A 20,112-nucleotide genomic window follows, 5' to 3' on the forward strand; every position below is an offset into this window, starting at 1 on the left:
TCCACTGCAATAATCAAAGAGCAACAGTAAAAATATTTAATAAAAAGAATTTAATTAATTGTTTCAGCTGGTTAGTTACACATTCAGTTTGCAAAAAGGTTTACCAAAATGGCTAATACGTCCCAGACTTATTTAACCGAAAACCCTCAGGATCCAAGTTTCTGGCTAATGCCTGTCACGGGCTCACCGGAGAACCCTGCGCCAGCAACTGGTACTTTTCACTCACGAGAGACCTTGATAAGTTCATTGGAACTGCAGGAATTGAAGGTTCGGGGATTTTCACAACAGGAAATTGAGGCCGCAGAGAAAACATTGCGAGAAAGAAACACCACCCCCAGCTATAACGCCATATCCCACTTTCTGTCTTCAGAGTCTGGCACTGATGCTTCCCCTCTCTATCACCAACTCAGTGAAGCCATTAAACAGACATCAGGCGTACAGGGTAAAATCCGTCTGGCGGATGAGTTGAGAAAATATTCGGATATGTTAAAAAATCAGGCCAAAAACAATCTTGACCAACACTACGCCTCCCTGTGGCCCGATAGAGATAAAATTAAAACCATCGTTGGGGGATGGCCTCCTCCGCTCGTAAAGCAAGCTGAATATATCAAAACTCACTGGCCAGAACTGGTAGTAAAAGGCGATATGGTGTTTAACTTCGGTTCGACATCAGAAGTTTGTTTCAACGACTATGGAGGCTACAGTAAGACCCCATCACCGTTAGGGTATCTGGCCTTTTTCCGGCTGATCAAAGACATCTGGTTCGACGCCTTAATGACTAAAAATCTATGCACCGTGAATAGAGTTAGCCATCTGCTTATTTCCTTTACCAAGGCGATATCCGACAATACCATAGAACGTAAAGGTGGTAGTCGAAAAGCACAATTTGACAATGTCATTCAGCGGGAGCTGGAAAAAGGCATCTCATCGACTTACGATATTGGCGCTTTTGCTTTTCTGCTGGTAACCAATCCACCGTTATGGCAGGGCCATAAGAATGAAACATTAAAATTGCTGATCAGTAGAGCTTTTAACAATAAGGAAGAACAACTGGCTCCCCTGTATTCACAGTGGCAGGATCCGGACAAGCAAGATCAGGCTTGCAAAACTGTCGAGTCCAAGGTAATCCCCAAGATCACCATTGCTTCGCTTTATCTGGACAGCATTTATGACTACCTGATGAAATATAAATTAAAGGGTTTTCTGACTAGAGGAACACTAGAAGAAATAGCCAACGGAAGATACTTCGATAGCACCACTAATCAGTTAGTAAACCCCATTAAAATGCCTGACTGGAAGACATTACCGCCTATTCCTGGAATAAAAGAAACACTGTCTCAATTTTATGCCAACCCCTGTCATCAAAAACTTTTTTTAGGAACAGAAGAATTCAAGGCATACCAGCAAGAACAAAGGCAACTGAAAGCCAGGCAACGGTTCACTGATGCCATTACAAATACCACCAGGCAGATTAAAAAAAAGAAGGCAGAGTTGATTAAGAAGCAATTCAAAGAGCAGGGATTTGCAGCCAGAAAGGATAGTCTGGGCAACATCAGCTACGGAGAGGCCTATTATAAAAAACGCAAAGAATACATTAATTACCTTAAGGTGCAAAAACTGGCCGTTGAACAACAAATTGGCGTTCCTGTTCCCTTTAAAGCAACTGCTGCACAGCTGGACCAGGTACTTGCTGCCTTTAAAAAATTACCCACTGCTGAGCAACGGTATTGGCAAATGAGCCCTGCCTACGCGCAAAGTACAGCCATTCCAGACCTATTGCGTGATTTAACACTGACTGAAGATTCAGGGCCTGAAGACATGTTGGCCCATGAGCACGAAAAGCTGCTGGAACAACAAAGCAAATTTATTACTTGCCGCTGCTCAGAGTGTACCATTTGCGAAGCGACCCGTTATCTCTGCGAATGTCGGAATGGTTTGAAGCAGAGAGTTACCAAAAGAGAGAACAAAAACAGAGAATTTATGCTGAAACAAAATATTATTAAAAACATTGGGGCCTGTTATTCAAAAAACTACTCTATAAAAGGCACCATCGTACCTGAGAAAGATAAGCAGACAGCACTGCCTGCAACACAGACACCAAACCGAAATAAGAGAAAGCACACACAACTCTCTGGTGATCGTAAGAAAGCCTCCCCTTCCGGTTCTTTCGCTAAAGTGTCTCGCTATGAGCACACGCTCAACGATGAAAGCCAGTGTAAGAAAAAACACCGTCCGGCTTGTATGATTGACAGGCTCCATCGCGAGCTAGTTAACGAAGTATTAAATAAAAAATTTATTGTCCCTGAAACAGTCAAAAAACGTCAGCGACTTTCACCAAAACCTGCCGGGCAACGAAAATACGATAGAGTGTTGAGTCAACTTTATAAACATCATAAACATGATACTGACAAACCGCTATACAAGATGAGCACGACTGAAATCCTTGAGTGGTTTGCTAAAAACCCGAAACAGGCAGAGGCTGCCATTAACTATTTGCAGGACAAGCCACAGTTGGTCAAGTCTCTGTTTACACCAGGCACTCTGAAGTTTGCAACGCCCAAGACACTGGCGGCTATTCCATGTCAGGTGATCTACCACGATATTGAATCATTTAATAAACACCTCAATGCCCTGGCAACCAATAAGAAGAATAATTTTATTCCTCTGGATAATAAAAAAGTGAAGGGTTTTTACCTTCATAAGACATTCTGCCTTGTCTGCCGTACAAATTTTGGCCAGAGGCGGGAGCTGCAGGCTCATTTAAAAGCAACGCATCAGGCCACCATGGATAAAACGTTTGCCGATATCCGGGCAATGGGGCGTGGGTCGATAGATGAACCTGACACGCTGGATTCACCTGTCGAAAATATGGAACAAATCCCCTTCCATCAACAGTCACAGGAATTTTCAGCCCTCTTCGAGCATGAGCGTGCATAAGTAGCTAACCATATGAAATCATATATTTCTGACTCCTTGTGCCGGCACTCCCGGCAACTGCTCCTGCGTTGCTCTAGCTCCTGCATCCATGCAGTCGTGCTTCGTTACAACTCCGGTCACATAGCTACGGCTATGCTTCCTCCGTTGTGCCTCGCATAGTACCAGCCCAAGTAGCCAGAAATATTCGATTCCATATGGCCAGCTACTTAGATGCACGCTTGTATCCAGGAGGCTGACCGGGAATAGACTGCCAGTAATCTTTTGCGGTTTACCCATATAACCATTACCATGTCCGTCCAACGGCAAAACTGCACAGACGTAATATGTATATCTACCGCCTGGTTCTGCTTCTGGTGATCGGTATTTACCTTTTTTCTCCAGCCATCATGGGCTGGTGGATTACGTTTGGTGAACAGTGGTATCAGCCCTGGATACTCTGGTTCATCCTGATTGTCGCGGGCTTTACCCTTCAGATCAGGGGTAACAGCGATGAGCTTTGAACTGGAGTATATCGTTCTGGCCAGTGTTGCCTATCTGGCGGTTCTTTTTCTCTGCGGCTGGGCGACGGATCGAGGCATCATCCCGCGCAGAGTGGTTCATCACCCGGCAACCTATGTTCTGTCCCTGGGTATCTATGCCAGTAGCTGGGCCTACTATGGCAGTATCGGGGTTGCCCACGACGATGGTTATGTTTTTCTCGGTTTTTACTTTGGCCTGAGCGGTGCATTTTTATTAGCGCCTGTCCTGCTGGTGCCAATATTAAGAATAACCTCCACCTATCAACTCAGTTCTCTGGCCGATGTGCTGGCCTTCCGTTTCCGAAGCCCCGTGGCGGGTACGCTAAGTACACTGCTGCTGCTGTTTATTACTTTTCCCCTGCTGGCCCTGCAGATACAGGCCGTGGCAGACGGTGTTTATCTGCTGAGCGATGACACCTCCCCGGAAATGCTGGCCTTCGGTTTTTGTATTATGGTCACGTTACTGACCATGATGTTTGGTACCCGACACTTGGCCAGCCGCCACCAGCATGATGGTCTGGTGGTGGCGATTGCTTTTGAGTCGCTGCTGAAGCTGCTGATTATGGCGCTGCTGGGCGGCGTCGTCATCGTCGAAGTGTTTGGTGGTTTTTCCGGATTAAACCACTGGCTTGAAGCCAACTCTGAGGTCATCATCGGGATGAACTCTCATCTGGAAGATGGCCCCTGGCGAACAACGCTGTTGATGTTTTTTGCCTCTGCTGTGGTTATGCCACACATGTTTCACATGACCTTTGCCGAAAACCGCGACATAAAAATGTTATTCACTGCCAGCTGGGGCCTGCCATTCTTTTTATTACTGTTGAGTATTTCCACCCCTCTGATTCTCTGGGCGGGTCTCAAAATCGGGAGCCCTTATCCGCCCGAGTACTTTCCACTGGCTATTGGTCATGCCGTGGATAGTCAATGGTTGACTATCATCGCCTATATAGGTGGGCTTTCTGCGGCCAGTGGCCTGTTTATGGTGACCTCACTGTCACTGTCTTCCATGTTGCTGAACCACGTCATCCTGCCGCTTTATCAGACCCTTTATCAGTCCGGAGAGCCGGCCCAGGCCCAGATGAATATCTACCGCTGGCTGACCAATGTAAAACGTCTGATTATCGCCACCCTGATCCTCGCCTGTTATGGGTTTTACCGGCTGCTGCATAACGAGGTGGACATGTACAGCCTGAGCATCGTCGCCTATGTGGGAGCCTTGCAACTGTTGCCCGGTACTCTTTCTACGCTCTATTGGGGCAGGGCAAACCATAAGGGGCTGATTCTCGGGATTCTCTCTGGAACCGCAGTCTGGTTCTTTACCCTGATGCTGCCTTTAACCATGGGACTTGAGATTTTCCCAATCCGCAGCGTCAACTTTGGCACCATCACTAACGACGGCTGGTATATTGCTGCCGTCTCATCACTGGTGGTGAATGTGCTGGTGTTTTACCTGGTCTCCAGCTTTACCAGGATGCCTGATGAAGAGCGCAGTGCAGCGGCCGCCTGCCTGGTTCGTGAAGTACGTCAGCAGCCCTACAAAATCCCCAAGGCCCGCTCTTCCTACGAATTTCAGGAGATGCTCAGTGCCCCTCTGGGGCCGGTAGCGGCGCAGACGGAAATCAATAAAGCCCTGACCGATCTCAATATGAGACCGGACGACAACCGTCCGCACTCCCTGAGACGACTCAGGGAGCGTATTGAGAATAATCTGTCCGGGCTTATGGGACCCACCATTGCCCATGACATCGTTGACTCCTTTTTGCCACTGGATATTGATAATGATTACGTCCCCAAAGATATCCATTTTATGGAATCCCGTCTGGAAGCGTATCACTCAAAGCTGACCGGTCTGGCCGGTGAGCTTGATAGCCTGAGACGTTATCACCGGGACACATTGAACAGCCTGCCCATGGCCGTCTGCTCCATTGATGCTGCCATGGAGAGCACGTCGGTTGATCACCCGGAATCGCTGCCATCGAACAACACCGGCGAAGTGATGCTCTGGAATCAGGCAATGGCAGAATTGACCGGCATTCCCGCTGATGCTGTTCTGGGGATGCCCCTGAAGACCATTCCTGCTCCCTGGAACCAGGTCCTCAATGATTTTATGCAACTCCCCGACAATCACCTGAACAAGCACTGTGTTGAAATGGAAGGCAGCACCCGCTATTTCAGCCTGCACAAAGCCGCAGTTCAGGCACCGGTTTCCGGTACCGGTGGTAATCAGGTCATGTTGCTGGAGGACCAGACAGAAACCCAAATGCTGGAAGAACAGCTCTTTCACAGTGAACGACTGGCGTCTATCGGGCAGCTGGCCGCCGGTGTTGCCCATGAAATTGGCAACCCGATTACCGGTATAGACTGCCTTGCCCAGGAAATGAGCGCACTATCATCGGACCCGGATATACAACAGAGTGCCCGGCAAATACTGGAACAAACCCAAAGAGTCAGCCGCATTGTGCAAACACTGGTGTCTTATGCTCACTCTGGTCAGAAAGGGGGAGAGCAAAACAGTGATTCTCCATCGGTAGCCGAACCCGTAGAAGTGTTCAGCACCATTCAGGAAGCCATCAGTCTGTTGCAATTGAGCCATAAGAACAGCAATATCGTATTCCGTAATCTGTGCATCGATGGTCTCTGCGTCAGCGGTAACAGCCAAAAATTACAACAGGTGTTTATCAATCTGCTGAAAAATGCCGCCGATGCCTCAGAGGAAGGCACTGGCACGGCGGAGAGTGTTGTTTCCGTTAGCAGCACAGCCAACCAGCACACGGTCACCCTTCGTTTTGAAGACCAGGGGCATGGCATTCCCAAAGCCATTCAGGAAAGGCTGTTTGAGCCATTTTTCACCACCAAAGAAGCGGGTAAGGGAACGGGCCTGGGTCTGGCTCTCACCTGGAATATTATCGAAGAACATTTTGGCAGTATTCAGGTGGTGAGCCCTTTGGATCCACTCACAGGGCGGGGGACCTGCTTTATCATTTCGCTTCCACGCTACGAGTCTGACTCAGTGAGGACGGTAGACACAGGGGAGCAGCCGTTGGAATTTCAGGGGGACATGGCATGAGTCAGGACCAGATACTGATTGTCGAGGACGAAGAAATTATCAGGTCGTCGCTGCGTCGTCTGCTTGAACGACAGGGATATTGTATTACCGAGGCAGGCTCTGTTCACGAAGCGCAAGACTGCCTGAAACAACAGTCTTTTTCACTGATCATCAGCGATTTGAGGCTTCCCGGTAAGCCCGGTACGGAAATGATCAACCTGGCCAATGGCATCCCGGTACTGATCATGACCAGCTATGCCAGCCTGAACTCGGCAGTCTCGACCATGAAGCAGGGGGCCGTGGATTATATTGCCAAGCCCTTTGATCATGCAGAGATGATTCAGCGCGTGGCCGAAGCTATTGAAAAGCAGGCAGCTCAGAGTCCTGGCAGCGATGCGGAACAGGGCAACAATGAAGCGATCTGCTCCGGCGATGGCTTTAATGGCATTCTGGGACAGTGTGATGCCATGCAGCTATTGTTCCGGCAAATACAGAAGGTGGCCCCAACCGATGCCACGGTATTGATTCAGGGTGAATCAGGCACCGGTAAAGAGCTGGTTGCCAGGGCCATCCATGAAAACAGTAAACGCATCAATGGCCCGATGATTTCTGTTAACTGTGCCGCCATTCCGGAAACACTGATTGAATCAGAACTGTTTGGCCATGAAAAAGGGGCATTTACCGGGGCTACCGCCGCTAGAACCGGCCTGATCGAAGCGGCCAATGGTGGCACACTGTTTCTTGATGAAATTGGTGAGCTGCCACTGGAAGCCCAGGCCAGGCTACTTCGAGTGCTTCAGGAAGGTGAAATTCGTCGTGTCGGTTCAGTACAGTCCCAGTCGGTTAATGTGCGACTGATTGCCGCTACTCACCGGAATCTCCGTCAGCTCTCTGCACAGAATGAGTTTCGTGAAGACCTCTACTATCGACTGAAAGTGGTGGAACTGCGCATTCCGCCACTCAGGGAGAGAGGCAGTGATATCCTGATGCTGGCGGAAAAACTGCTGGCCAAAACCTGTGGCAAAATGGGGCTGGACGTCTTCTCAATGGCTCCCGAAACCATGGCCGCCATTTCCCAGTATCAGTGGCCCGGGAATGTTCGCGAAATGGAGCATGCCATCGAACGGGGTGTCATTCTTTCTGAAGACAATATCATCACCCCGGAAAACCTGGATATTGACGTTCGTGTGAAGCAGACCCTGTTTCGTCAGGATGCCGAAGAACTTCAGGATGGCCTGACTCTGGAAGACTACTTCCAGCGTTTTGTTCTTGAGCACCAGGATCAGATGACCGAAACCGATCTTGCACAGAAACTGGGTATCAGTAGAAAAACACTCTGGGAGCGGCGCCAGCGCCTGGGTATTCCGAGAAAGAAAACAGCGGGGACATAGTGCATGGTTTCAATGCAATTGATGAGTTCTTTCTATCAATGCCTCCCAAGCTCCGTTCGTCCTGAGCGGAGATTGTACACATCAAACTCATCGAAATGATGTACTGGATTAGTCATGTGTGACTAACAGGATTTTTGCACTTTAGTACTGTTAACAAGGTGCTATTTTTTATCCCTTTTACCCGAAAAAGATAAATGAATACATTTTATGGAATCTTTTCATAAATAAGAGGTCATATATAAGTACGAATAATAATATCAATCCCTGTTTGACGGGATTCAGGAGGTTTATATGCGCTTTGATGATAGTTCCAAAATAGTAGGTTTCTTCTCGAATGCATGGAAAGCAGCAAGTGATAATGATGCCCAACCTGATCAGTGTCAAAACTGTCTTAATTTTAGTTATAGATTGGTCAAAACGTGTGTAGTGGCGGTTTTCTGCCCAAAACCATCGGAAGATGACCCGGCAGGTTTGACAGAGACGTTACTGCCTAAAGCCGGTCAAGGTGTTTTGGCTAAACAACCAGATCGGAACGATATGTCAGAATCGGGTCCAAATTCGGACGTATATTTTGTGGGGAGGTATGAAGCTGAGGCCGAAGGGGCTGTCCCTTTCGAGTCTTTTGGGGGTGATGCGCCCGAACCCGGGGAAAATCACGAGTCTTTGGTGGGTGATTCGCCCGAACCCGGGGAAAATTACCAGCCTTTGGTGGCTAAATCGTCCAATCCCGAGGAAAAGTACAAGTCTTTGGTGGATGATTCGCCCGGACCCGAGGAAAATTACGATACTTTGGTGGTTAATTTGTCCCAACCCGAGGTAAACGTCACTAACGAGCAGTTAGGGGTGAAAGAATAAAAAGGATTTACACATGGTCATTGTCTGCAGCCATTAGTCCAGTGTCAGGGCGACAAAAAGCTGATTTCAAATTGAATAAGATGTCTTTGGCTTATTAACTTGAAAAATTTCAAACACTAAAGTCGAATCCTTGTCAGTTCAACTTCAAAGGATTTTGAAGTTGAACTGTTCCAGACATCAGGCGGGCTGTCCGCTCAAGTCTGCGTCACTTTCACTGGCTGATTTGATCTTGGATTCATCCCACATTACAAAGTAGATAAGCGCACATATAAACAGTGCCACAGCAGGCAAGAGGAACATTAGTGCATCGATGCCGAGCAATACTGAGGCTGGCTGTGTTTCCTGTTCTGCCTGATAGCCAATAAAAGATAACCCCGTACCCGCGATGAAACCTGCCAGTGCCTGCCCCATCTTACGGGCAAATGAATAGCTGGAATAGATGACGCCTTCCTGACGCTGACCAGTTAAGTAAGAGTTGTAGTCACTACTGTCAGATACATTTGCCCAGATCAGCAAATTAGGAAGCAGCATCAGTGGAATGCCCACAAAGAGCCACAGGAACATGACATAAATTGAGTCAGGCAGTAAAAAGCAAACGGTCGCGGTAATACCGGCCGAAAGAAATCCGGTAATCATAATTTTCCTGGTACCGAACTTTAAGGCGAGCTTTCCGATAAACGATGAAATGATAAGGATAGCAAGAACACTGACCGCTGAGCTTAAGGATATGAACCACAGTTGGCCATCCAGGTTCTCAGTCAGGAAATAGTAAGTAATGGCACTCTGGGCCATAAATGCCGCCAGCATAAATGCGGAAGATATACTCACACAGAGAAATAATGAGTTTTTCCGCAAAGAAGTGATACCCTGAAAAATGTTAATGTTTTCGGTTGAAGGCTCTTGTCGTATATGTTCAGCAGTACACCGGTAGGATATAAGATAGGCGATCATGGCAAAAATGCTGACGAAGACAGCAGAGTACAAATAACCTTTGGCAAAGTCATCGGCGAAAATCGACAGGAAAAGTGGTACGGCAATGTTGCCTACGACATTGCCAGCCATGCTACCGACGCCTCTGGCAGCGGAAAGAGAGGCCCGCTCACCTTTATCATTGGTCATCACCGTCGCCAGTGAACCGTAGGGTATATTGATAAAGGTATATGCCATGCCCCAGACAATGTAGGTGGCGTAAGCCCAAATCAGTTTTTGTGAGTCACTCAGGCCCTGTGGTGCCCAAAACACAAAAATGGCTGCCACCGCAACAGGTCAGCTGCCTTTCACCAGAAAGCCGCGAAACTTGTCCCCGGTATGCTTGCGGGTGAAGAGTTTGTCACAGAGAGCACCCATGATCGGGTCATTCACAGCATCCCAGATTCTGGCAACGAGAAACAGCGTCCCCGCTGCAGCGGCAGTAATACCCAGTACATCCGTATAATAAGCCAGCAAGAAAGTGGACATCATACCGAAGGTCAGTGTGTTGCCCAGGTCCCCCATGGCATAGCCAACTCGATTGAGTTTGGTAATGGTCTTCATTGTGTCGCCTTTTTTTAATTGTTTTTGTTCTATAAATTTTTTCGGCTTGCCTTAAGAGCTTGAGTTCAGAGTTCGTAATGTACGACAGTGCATTACAATGAGCAAATAAGGGGCTTTTACCGTGGAGCCGATAAATGTCAATAAATGAACAAAGCGGCAGCATTGTCAGAAAAATTTCTGGCAAATTTTGAATTTTCTACCACTATAGAGTGTCGATTATCTGTCTTTGATTCATGAATTAAAATATGAGATTGCCCTGTACCGTTTTCTCCCTGGCTCAGTTACGGATCAGGTATTGCGTTGGTGTTTCAGCCAACCGTCAATCGTTGGATTAACTTGGACACTTTTTTCTATGCAATTTCAGGTGAGAAAAATTGTGAAGAGGGTGGGGTATGGATTCTGCATTATTGGCTAGTACATTAAACTCGTTATCTATTACGAGTACCACAGACCAAAGTAAAGTGGGTACAGAGGAACCATCAGACAACGGTAATCCAAAAATAATGGATGCCAGGGTAGTTAAAAATAAATTACCACTGAAAGGAGATATTTATTCTCAGGTATTAAATACTCAAGTTATCAGTGATCGATTAATTCAATACCTTGGGCTGGATGACCTTCGCCGATTGGGTGCTGCATTAATAAGCAGTTCAGAGTGTAAGCCTTTATTTTCCAGCACTAGAGAGGAGGTGAGAAATATTGTGTTTACTCCGGTGGAAATTGACGGTTCGCTCTGGGAGGGTAATTATGCATGGTATTCTTTTTTAGTTGATGATGGTTCCTGGGAAACACGGGGGACGCCGCAGCCCGGTATGGTCGAATACACAACTGAATGCAGGGAGATTGACAAAGTCTTCTCATACCAGGAGGGTGAAAATGAAACAGAAAACTGGATCATGTTTGGCGAATTAAAGGATGGTAGTGTTTATAAGTTTGAGGGGGGGTGTGATAATACCGGATTTGGTTGTATAGGTGGCGGGGAGCTGATATTGGCACCTGGCTGGAGAAATTTGTTTGATCATCTTACTGTTTATGAAATTGGCAGTTTTATCGATAACTTGAACCAGGGGTCAGTAGAATTAAAACAAGCCTTGGATGATATTTCTGATTCTAAAGACCTGAATGAAGTATTAGCGCAATTGTTTTCCGATAAAATTATCCCGGACTGTTTGCAACTAAGGTAGATCAGTCTGGCTTTTGCAAAAATGAAATATCTGGCCTCCCCGCATTGCAAAAAAAGACCTTCCCTATAGAATCACATTTTTATTATTTTCAGGTACACATTCTCCTATGTCCGCGCATGAGGAAAAGCGGCTCCCTCCCGCTGTATTTTTGATGGGTCCTACCGCTTCAGGCAAAACTGACCTTGCGGTAGCGCTCAGCAAAGAGCTGCCTTTTGAGATCATCAGTGTTGACTCGGCACTAATTTATAAAGGGATGGATATTGGCACTGCCAAGCCGGAACCTGAGGTTCTGGTGGAAGCGCCTCATCACCTGATCGACATTCTTGATCCGGCGGAATCGTATTCAGCCGCCGATTTTCGACAGGATGCCCTGGCGTTGATGGCCGATATCACCGCCCGTGGGAGAATACCTCTGCTGGTTGGTGGTACGATGATGTACTTTAAGGTGCTCAGGGACGGTATGGCGACCATGCCCGCTGCCGATGCCGGGGTTCGTCAACGGCTGCTGGATAGCGCACGGGCACGGGGTTGGGCATTTTTACACCAGCAGCTCTCAGGCGTTGATCCGGAAGCGGCACTGAGAATAAAACCCTCGGATACCCAGCGCTTGCAGCGCGCCCTGGAGGTTTATGAGCTGACTGGTAAACCGCTGTCTCAATGGCACAGGGAGCAGAAAGAGCAACGTTTACCCTATGGCGTTGTCAGCCTGGCGATGGCTCCAAAAGACCGTTCTGTGCTCCATGAACGCATTGCACTGCGTTTCAGAATGATGCTGGAGAACGGTTTTCTGGAGGAAGCAACCCGGCTTTATCAGCGTGGGGACCTGAATGTTACCATGCCTTCTGTCCGTTCTGTTGGTTATCGTCAGGCCTGGTCTTACCTTGCTGGGGAACTAAGCTACGATGAGATGGTCGAAAGAGGTATTATTGCGACCCGACAACTGGCTAAAAGGCAGTTAACCTGGCTCAGAAGCTGGCCTGATATTCACTGGCTTGATACGTTTTCCAACAACCTGCCGGGTGATGCCTTGAAAGTTTTGGAGGGTGCCCTTAAATAACATCGGTATAATTTATAGTCATGAGGTAAAGTGCATAGCCCTGAGGAATGCCGAGGGCGTTAATGCAAATTTCTTCCATAAACCGTTGGCTGTTTAGACTTATTGCTTAATAAAGTAGTACCTTAGAACCTCTAATTGTTCCGGCAGGACTGGTGGGAGTAGCTAATATTACTTATTGAGTGCGGTGTTGGGTTAGCTTAATGTGAGTCGGCATTTCATAGGCTGTACATATATTGAACAATGAGTACTGGCACAGCCGGTCCAGCGGATAGTCCTCCCCAAAGTGAAACAAGGCTATTCAAAAACCCGAGAATTAAAAGGAGTACAGAAATGTCAAAAGGGCATTCTCTACAAGACCCTTACCTGAATGTGCTGCGTAAAGAACGCGTGCCGGTTTCTATCTACCTGGTTAATGGTATTAAGCTTCAGGGGCAGATTGAGTCTTTCGATCAGTTCGTTATTCTTCTCAAGAATACGGTGAGCCAGATGGTTTACAAGCACGCCGTATCAACTGTCGTTCCCAGCCGTCCGGTTCGTTTGCCGATGCAGGGTACTGATCAGCCTGAGAATGAGTAATTCTGTTGATGCATCTTGAAGGCACCTGAGGTGCCTTTAGGTGTTTATATTTATTTTAAAAATGAGCCATGTGGCGCAGTCTTGTTTTCAGGTTGTCTGTTAGCTGGTTCTCAGCTCGTGCGGTTCGTGGCTGTTTAGGAGATCTATTTGTTTTTTGACCGCCATGAGGGTGGTGAAGCCGCGGTTCTTGTTCATCTGGAATTGAACGATGAGCGTGAGCGGGAAGACCCCCAGGAATTTATGGAGCTGGTACGCTCCGCTGGCGTTGAGTCTGCCGCATTTATTACCGCAGGCTGCAAACATCCCAATCCCCGTTTCTTTGTCGGTCCCGGCAAAGTTGAAGAAATCCGTCAGCTGGTTGTCCTGCACGATGTCGATGTTGTGCTGTTTAATCATGCCCTCTCTCCGAGCCAGGAACGTAATCTGGAAAAAGAGCTGAAATGCCGGGTTATTGATCGTACCGGACTGATTCTGGATATTTTTGCTCAGCGTGCCAGAACCTTTGAAGGTAAACTTCAGGTTGAGCTGGCTCAGTTGCAACACATGAGCACACGACTGGTTCGCGGCTGGACTCACCTTGAACGACAAAAGGGTGGTATCGGCCTGAGAGGACCGGGTGAAACCCAGCTGGAAACCGACCGTCGTCTTCTCAGGGCGCGCATCAAAAGCATTAGCCGTCGTTTGGAAAAGGTGCGCAGGCAGCGGGAGCAGGGGCGACGTTCCAGACAGCGGGCAGAGGTTCCCCAGGTATCACTGGTTGGCTATACGAACGCTGGCAAGTCGACACTGTTTAACCGCGTGACCGAGTCGGTGGTTTATGCGGCTGACCAACTGTTTGCCACCCTTGACCCAACGCTGCGGCGAATTGATTTGCCGGATATCGGGCCTGTCGTTCTTGCGGATACGGTGGGTTTCATACGTCACCTGCCTCATAAGCTGGTGGAGGCATTTCGGGCAACCCTTGAGGAAACCCGTCAGGCTGATCTGCTGCTGCATGTTATTGACAGCCATGATCCGGAGCGTCTGGAAAACATGGATCAGGTTCATTCGGTACTGAAAGAGATCAATGCGGATGAAGTGCCACAGTTGGAGGTCTATAATAAAATTGACCTGTTACAGGGGGTAGAGCCGAAAATCCAGCGCAATGATGAAGGGCGTCCTGTGCGAGTCTGGGTTTCCGCAGTGACCGGTGAGGGTGCTGATCTGCTGCAAGACGCCATCAAAGAGTTGCTTTCTGATGATATGCTGCAGGGGCAGTTAACCCTGAAGCCTGCCCAGGGACGCATCCGTGCCCGTCTTTATAAGCTTGGCGCTATTCAATCCGAAGTCTACTCCGATAGTGGTGATGTGGTTCTGGATATTCGCCTGCCAAAGTCTGACTTTGAGCGCCTTTCCAAGCAGGAAGGTCTGAGTGAGAGTTGCTTTAATTCCATGCTGTAAGCTCTTGTGGTTTGTGCGTATTGGCTCGGGTCAATACGTACGATGTCTTTTATCTTCAATATTACCTTCTCGCTGTCTCTGCTGGCTGTGTGCCAGTAACAGTATGTACTGTTTATGCGGTCAAAAAGTGTAGCCGCAGATGATAAAAAGCGTTGCTCGCTGGACAGAATATTTCATCAGGACAGATGGATGAAATTTGGGCGAAACAGCTCTGATTTGGTGTTTGTAAAGAAAATCCGTTGCGGTCTTTACCAATTCGGCTTGCGCTATTCGCTATCCAAACTCTACAATCTGGCTCAGGAACTATCTTTACCGGGTACGTCTTATTGAGTGCCTGTAAAGGCTGGTCAGGATTCCGGACGGTACGGATACATTGCATTTTTTACGCTCCTGTGTTGCAGTGAAGGGCGAAGTGGAAGTTGATGACTGCTCTGGAAATTTATCCTGCGACGTCATGTCATACCTGGGACTCTCAAGGTCTGTAGGTAACTATGGTGTGCACATCCTCTGATGGACCGGCAATGGATTTAATCGCCTGTTGTCCCCAGTAACAGGGATGCTCAAACCAAAATTCAATCTGATGCTGACTCTACGGAGACATATATGGCCTGGAACGAGCCGGGTGGAAACAACCAGGATCCATGGGGCGGTGGTAACAAAGGCGATAAGCAAGGACCACCGGACCTGGACGATGCTTTTCGCAAATTTCAGGAAAAACTGAATTCCATGTTTGGGGGAAGCCGCAAAGGCGGTGGTGGCTCCGGTGGTGGTGCTCAGGCAGGCTCCTCTTCCGGCATTTTTATTGGCATTCTGATACTCGCTGTTGCAGCCTACATCTGGAATGCGGTCTATACCGTTGATGAAAAAGAGCAGGCCGTCATCCTGCGCTTTGGTGAGTATGCAGAGACGGTTGGCCCTGGCCTGCATATGTACTTCCCTCCCATTGAAACCAAGTTTCAGGAACGGGTGACTGAACTTCGGACCTATAACCTCTTGCAGCAAATGTTGACCGAAGACGAGAACATCGTCGAGGTGGCCATGTCGGTTCAGTACAACATTGATGATATCAAGCACTATGTTCTCAACGTTGCTAAGCCGCTGGTCAGTCTGGAAGAAGCGACACAGAGTGCATTGCGTCATGTTGTCGGTGGCTCCGAGATGTACCAGGTGTTGACCGAAGGTCGTGAGGTGATGGGTATCGAAGTGCGTGATCGCCTTCAGGCTTATCTGGACAGCTACGGTACCGGCCTTAATGTTGCCAAGGTAAACATTGAGAGCGCCCATCCTCCCAAAGAAGTGCAGGCAGCGTTTGATGACGTTATCCGCGCCCGTGAAGATGAAGAACGGGCCAAGAACAAGGCCCAGGTGTATGCCAACAAGATCATTCCGGAAGCCCGTGGTCAGGCTCAGCGTATTATTGAGAGTGCCAACGGTTACCGTGATGAGGTAGTTGCCAAGGCAGAGGGTGAGGCGGATCGTTTCGTGAAACTGTTGGGTGAGTACCAACAGGCACCTGAAGTAACCCGCGAGCGTCTATATATTGAGGCGATTGAAGACGTGTTCAGTAAATCCAGCAAGGTACTGGTGGATGTTGAAGGTGGCAATAACATGATGTATCTGCCGCTGGATAAACTGACACAGTCCCATGGTAGCAGCAAAGTGCCATCCAGACAGTTATCTGCCCAGGAATTAAACGAGATTACCACCCGGGTGACAGAAGAATTGAATAAACGCGTCAATAGCTCGCGAGTCAGTGGGGGGAGGGTAAGTCGATGAGTCAGAAAGCCTTCACTGGACTGATTATTTCTCTGGTTGTTGTAATACTGGCATGGGGAAGTTTATTCGTTATCTCCGAACGGGAGAGGGCGGTGCAACTTCGTTTTGGTCAGGTAGTACGTGACAGTATCCCTCCGGGCCTGCATGTGAAAATCCCGCTGGTTGACAAGGTTAAGGTGTTTGATGGCCGTCTGCAGACTTTGGATGTGCCATCCGAGCGCTTCCTGACCCTTGAGCAGAAGGCCGTGATTGTCGATTCCTACATCAAGTGGCGCATTCACAACGTCTACGACTTCTACCGCGCAACGGCAGGCGATGTATTCCGTGCCAGTAACCTGCTTGCCCAGCGTGCTGAGTCCAGCATGCGGAACCAGTTTGGTAGCCTCACTCTGAACGAAGTGGTGTCCGGCCAGCGTGACGAGATGATGGAAGAGCTGACCACAACGCTGAATGAAGTTGCCCAGGATGAGCTGGGGGTCAGTGTTATGGATGTACGTATCAAGCGGATTGACCTGCCTCCCCAGGTCAGTGACTCGGTATTTGAGCGGATGTCATCCGAGCGTGAGAAAGAGGCCCAGGACTATCGTTCCCGTGGTCAGGAGATGGCAGAAGGTATCATGGCGAATGCCGACCGTGAAAAGCAGGTGGTTCTGGCCGATGCCTACCGTCAGTCTGAAATGATCCGCGGTGACGGGGATGCCAGGTCAGCTGAGATTTATGCCAAAGCGTATCGGCAGGATCGGGAATTCTATGCCTTCTATCGTAGCCTTCAGGCCTACAAAGAGAGCTTCGGAGAGTCCGGTAACGTCATGCTGATAGAACCAAAAGGTGATTTCTTCCGCTACTTTAATCACGATAAGCAAGGCAAATAATGAACTCTTGCTGCCAGCGCTAAAAAACCGTGGTAATATTATCAAAACCGGGCCTCGCCCGGTTTTTTCGTGTGTGGGCAAGTAGCGAAGAAAAAACTTCCACAGTAACAATAAGAGAGGCTGTTATGACCGTCGCTGATCGCTGGCTGCTCCCTGATGGAATTGAGGAAATTCTTCCCGGCAGAGCCCGTTGTGCTGAAAAGTTAAGGCGCGACATACTCGACCTGTTTGACCGCTGGGGTTACCAACTGGTGATTCCTCCCCATCTGGAATTTATCGAGTCACTGACGGCAGGTGTCGGTCATGACCTGGATCTGCAAACCTTCAAGGTAACCGATCAGCTGACCGGTAGAACCATGGGATTAAGGGCAGATACCACACCGGCGGTGGCCAGAATTGATGCCCATACCCTGAAAGTGGATGGGCCGGTAAGGCTTTGTTATTCAGGCAGTGTCTTTCATACCCGCCCCGCTTCCCTCGGGGCTTCAAGGTCACCCATCCAGATCGGTGCAGAGCTGTATGGTCACTCTGGCGTGGCAAGTGACCTGGAAGTGATTTCCCTGATGCTGGAAACCCTGGCTCAGGTGGAAGCCGATTCAGTCAGTCTGGATCTTGGGCATGTGCAGATTTACCGGTTGCTGGCATCTCAGGCCGGACTATCGGGTGATCAGGAGCTGGCGCTTTTTGATGCCTTGCAGCGCAAGGCGATCTCTGAAGTTGAACAGCTGGTCAATCAGTGGGATATCAGCGCAGGGTCTGCCCGAATGCTGAAAAGCCTGCCCAATCTGGCCGGTGGTCCGGAAATACTGGAACGGGCCAGGGGTGAGCTGGCTGATGGTCCTGAGGGCGTCGCCACTGCTCTGGATGAACTCGGGTTGATTGCCAGAGAGATTACCAGTCTTTATCCGGGTGCTGACTTCTATTTCGACCTGGGCGAACTCAGGGGCTACAACTATCATACAGGTGTCGTTTTTGCGGCTTATCTGCCCGGTCAGGGGCAGGCAATCGCCAAAGGTGGGCGCTATGATGGGATCGGTGAAGCCTTCGGCCGATCACGCCCTGCGACCGGTTTCAGCACTGACCTCAAGACGCTTATGGAGCTTAAGGCGTTGCTGGAGCTGAAAACAGAAAGTACAGAAGACTGTACCGAAGGCAAGACCATTTTTGCGCCTGTTGATGCGGATGCTGCCCTGGTGCAGTCCCTGCGTCGGCAGGGGGAGCGGGTAGTTCGCCAGCTGCCCGGGCAAGCGACAGACGCAGCAGGTATGGGTTGCAACCATCAGCTGATCTGCCGTGACGGCGAATGGTTGGTTGAACCGTTATAAATTGCATTGAAACTAAGAGACCGATTCCATGGGTAAGACTGTTGTCGTACTTGGCACCCAGTGGGGTGATGAAGGTAAAGGCAAGATTGTCGACCTGCTGACCGAGCAGGCGGAAGCTGTTGTTCGCTTCCAGGGCGGCCATAATGCCGGACACACCCTTGTTATTAATGGTGAGAAAACCGTTCTGCACCTGATTCCTTCCGGAATCCTGCGGGAAGATGTGGTTTGTTACATCGGTAACGGTGTTGTGCTGTCTCCTGAAGCGTTGCTGAAAGAGATGAAGCAGTTGGAAGAAACCGGTATTCCTGTGCGCGAGCGCCTGAAACTCAGCCCTGCCTGTCCTCTGATTCTGCCTTACCATGTGGCGCTGGATCAGGCCCGCGAGCTGGCCCGTGGCGAAGCCAAAATCGGTACGACGGGGCGTGGTATCGGTCCTGCCTATGAAGACAAGGTAGCTCGCCGAGGTTTACGTGTTGCTGATCTGCTGCACCCTGAACGTTTTGCCAGAAAGCTGAAAGAAGTGATGGATTATCACAACTTTGCCCTGCAGCACTACTACAAGACAGAAGCCGTAGATTACCAGACCGTTCTGGATGACACGCTGGCCATGGCCAGGGAACTGATTCCGATGATTGATCGTGTTTCAGACCGTCTGCATGAGCATCATGGGCGTGGTGACCACATTCTGTTTGAAGGTGCCCAGGGTTCTCTGCTGGATATCGACCACGGCACTTACCCGTTTGTCACGTCATCCAACACCACCGCAGGTGGTACCTCTACGGGGACTGGTTTTGGTCCGCTGTACCTGGATTATGTCCTGGGTATTACCAAGGCTTACACCACCCGTGTAGGTTCAGGCCCCTTCCCGACAGAGTTGGATGACGAAAATGGCCGCCATCTGGCCAAAGTCGGTAATGAGTTTGGTGCTACGACCGGTCGTCCACGCCGTTGTGGCTGGTTTGATGCCGTAGCCCTGAGACAGGCTATTCAGATCAACTCGGTCAGTGGCCTCTGCCTGACCAAACTGGATGTACTTGACGGTCTGGAAACAATCCGCATTTGCGTGGATTACAAGAATGCTGATGGTGAGTCCATTACCACGCCTGTTGATGTTGAAGAGTACGAGTCGGTTCAGCCTGTCTATGAAGAGATGCCGGGCTGGAGTGAGTCGACATTTGGTGCGAAGAGCCTTGATGAGCTGCCTGCCAATGCGCTGGCTTATATCAAGCGTCTTGAAGAAGTCACCGGTGCACCGATTGATATTATTTCCACCGGACCGGACCGTGTAGAAACTATCGTTCTGTGTCCGCCGTTTGCCTGATCATCAGGATTGGCCTCTGTGACAAAATCGCCGGTTTATCATCGGATAAACCGGCTTTATACCTAGTACATGGTTTCAATGAGTTTGACGGGTTGTCGTGCCTCCGCACTCCGTTCGTCCTGAGCTTGTCGAAGGACCCATAGGGCCTAAAGGCGGAAACTCCGGACTCTGATAGATCGTGCCAAGCACCCTTCGACTCCGCTCAGGGTGAACGGAGATCGTACACGTCAAACTCATTGAAATCATGTACTAGGGTGATATTGTCAGTAGTTATGGTTTTG

13 protein-coding genes and 1 pseudogene are annotated in these 20,112 nt (G+C 49.2%); 13 read left to right on the top strand and 1 reads right to left on the bottom strand.

Annotated features, from left to right (window positions below):
• The first annotated feature begins 108 nt into the window (after positions 1-108).
• The 5 genes from ACO6UX_RS18625 (at position 109) to ACO6UX_RS18645 (ending at position 8,747) form a co-directional block, all read left to right on the top strand.
• Positions 109-2,937, top strand: coding sequence for a hypothetical protein (locus ACO6UX_RS18625; protein WP_422449875.1), 2,829 nt, complete (start codon positions 109-111; stop codon positions 2,935-2,937).
• Between the two features lie 323 nt (positions 2,938-3,260).
• Entirely contained in the window at positions 3,261-3,437 is a 177-nt protein-coding gene (locus ACO6UX_RS18630) for a hypothetical protein (RefSeq protein WP_163370786.1), read from the top strand.
• Positions 3,427-6,522 carry an ATP-binding protein gene (locus tag ACO6UX_RS18635; protein WP_422449876.1) on the top strand — a complete coding sequence of 1,032 codons (3,096 nt, stop codon included), beginning with the start codon at positions 3,427-3,429 and terminating at the stop codon, positions 6,520-6,522. Before ACO6UX_RS18630 ends, ACO6UX_RS18635 begins: the two co-directional genes overlap by 11 nt.
• Entirely contained in the window at positions 6,519-7,892 is a 1,374-nt protein-coding gene (locus ACO6UX_RS18640) for a sigma-54-dependent transcriptional regulator (RefSeq protein WP_422449877.1), read from the top strand. Before ACO6UX_RS18635 ends, ACO6UX_RS18640 begins: the two co-directional genes overlap by 4 nt.
• A 291-nt stretch (positions 7,893-8,183) precedes the next feature.
• Complete coding sequence (locus tag ACO6UX_RS18645; protein ID WP_422449878.1) at positions 8,184-8,747, top strand: hypothetical protein; 564 nt, start codon at positions 8,184-8,186, stop codon at positions 8,745-8,747.
• Between the two features lie 177 nt (positions 8,748-8,924).
• On the opposite strand, the pseudogene ACO6UX_RS18650 reads toward ACO6UX_RS18645, so the two are convergent.
• Positions 8,925-10,280, bottom strand: a pseudogene (locus ACO6UX_RS18650) (MFS transporter).
• A gap of 392 nt (positions 10,281-10,672) precedes the next feature.
• Between ACO6UX_RS18650 and ACO6UX_RS18655 the strand changes: the two are divergent.
• The 8 genes from ACO6UX_RS18655 (at position 10,673) to ACO6UX_RS18690 (ending at position 19,831) form a co-directional block, all read left to right on the top strand.
• A complete protein-coding gene (locus ACO6UX_RS18655) occupies positions 10,673-11,464 on the top strand; it encodes a hypothetical protein (RefSeq protein WP_422449879.1) in 792 nt (263 codons plus the stop codon).
• 151 nt (positions 11,465-11,615) lie between these two features.
• Positions 11,616-12,521 carry a tRNA (adenosine(37)-N6)-dimethylallyltransferase MiaA gene (gene miaA / locus ACO6UX_RS18660; protein WP_422449880.1) on the top strand — a complete coding sequence of 302 codons (906 nt, stop codon included), beginning with the start codon at positions 11,616-11,618 and terminating at the stop codon, positions 12,519-12,521.
• A gap of 330 nt (positions 12,522-12,851) precedes the next feature.
• Complete coding sequence (hfq, locus tag ACO6UX_RS18665) at positions 12,852-13,097, top strand: RNA chaperone Hfq (RefSeq protein WP_101745449.1); 246 nt, start codon at positions 12,852-12,854, stop codon at positions 13,095-13,097.
• 147 nt (positions 13,098-13,244) lie between these two features.
• Complete coding sequence (gene hflX / locus ACO6UX_RS18670) at positions 13,245-14,537, top strand: ribosome rescue GTPase HflX (protein WP_422449881.1); 1,293 nt, start codon at positions 13,245-13,247, stop codon at positions 14,535-14,537.
• A gap of 603 nt (positions 14,538-15,140) precedes the next feature.
• Positions 15,141-16,313 (top strand): FtsH protease activity modulator HflK, encoded by a 1,173-nt coding sequence (gene hflK, locus ACO6UX_RS18675; protein WP_422449882.1) that lies wholly within the window; start codon positions 15,141-15,143, stop codon positions 16,311-16,313.
• A complete protein-coding gene (gene hflC, locus ACO6UX_RS18680) occupies positions 16,310-17,185 on the top strand; it encodes a protease modulator HflC (RefSeq protein WP_422449883.1) in 876 nt (291 codons plus the stop codon). Before hflK ends, hflC begins: the two co-directional genes overlap by 4 nt.
• A gap of 125 nt (positions 17,186-17,310) precedes the next feature.
• Positions 17,311-18,510 carry an ATP phosphoribosyltransferase regulatory subunit gene (locus tag ACO6UX_RS18685; RefSeq protein WP_422449884.1) on the top strand — a complete coding sequence of 400 codons (1,200 nt, stop codon included), beginning with the start codon at positions 17,311-17,313 and terminating at the stop codon, positions 18,508-18,510.
• Between the two features lie 28 nt (positions 18,511-18,538).
• Positions 18,539-19,831 (top strand): adenylosuccinate synthase, encoded by a 1,293-nt coding sequence (locus tag ACO6UX_RS18690; protein ID WP_422449885.1) that lies wholly within the window; start codon positions 18,539-18,541, stop codon positions 19,829-19,831.
• Positions 19,832-20,112 lie beyond the last annotated feature (281 nt).

The organism is Endozoicomonas sp. ALB091 (genome assembly GCF_049310265.1).
Taxonomy (GTDB): Bacteria; Pseudomonadota; Gammaproteobacteria; order Pseudomonadales; family Endozoicomonadaceae; genus Endozoicomonas.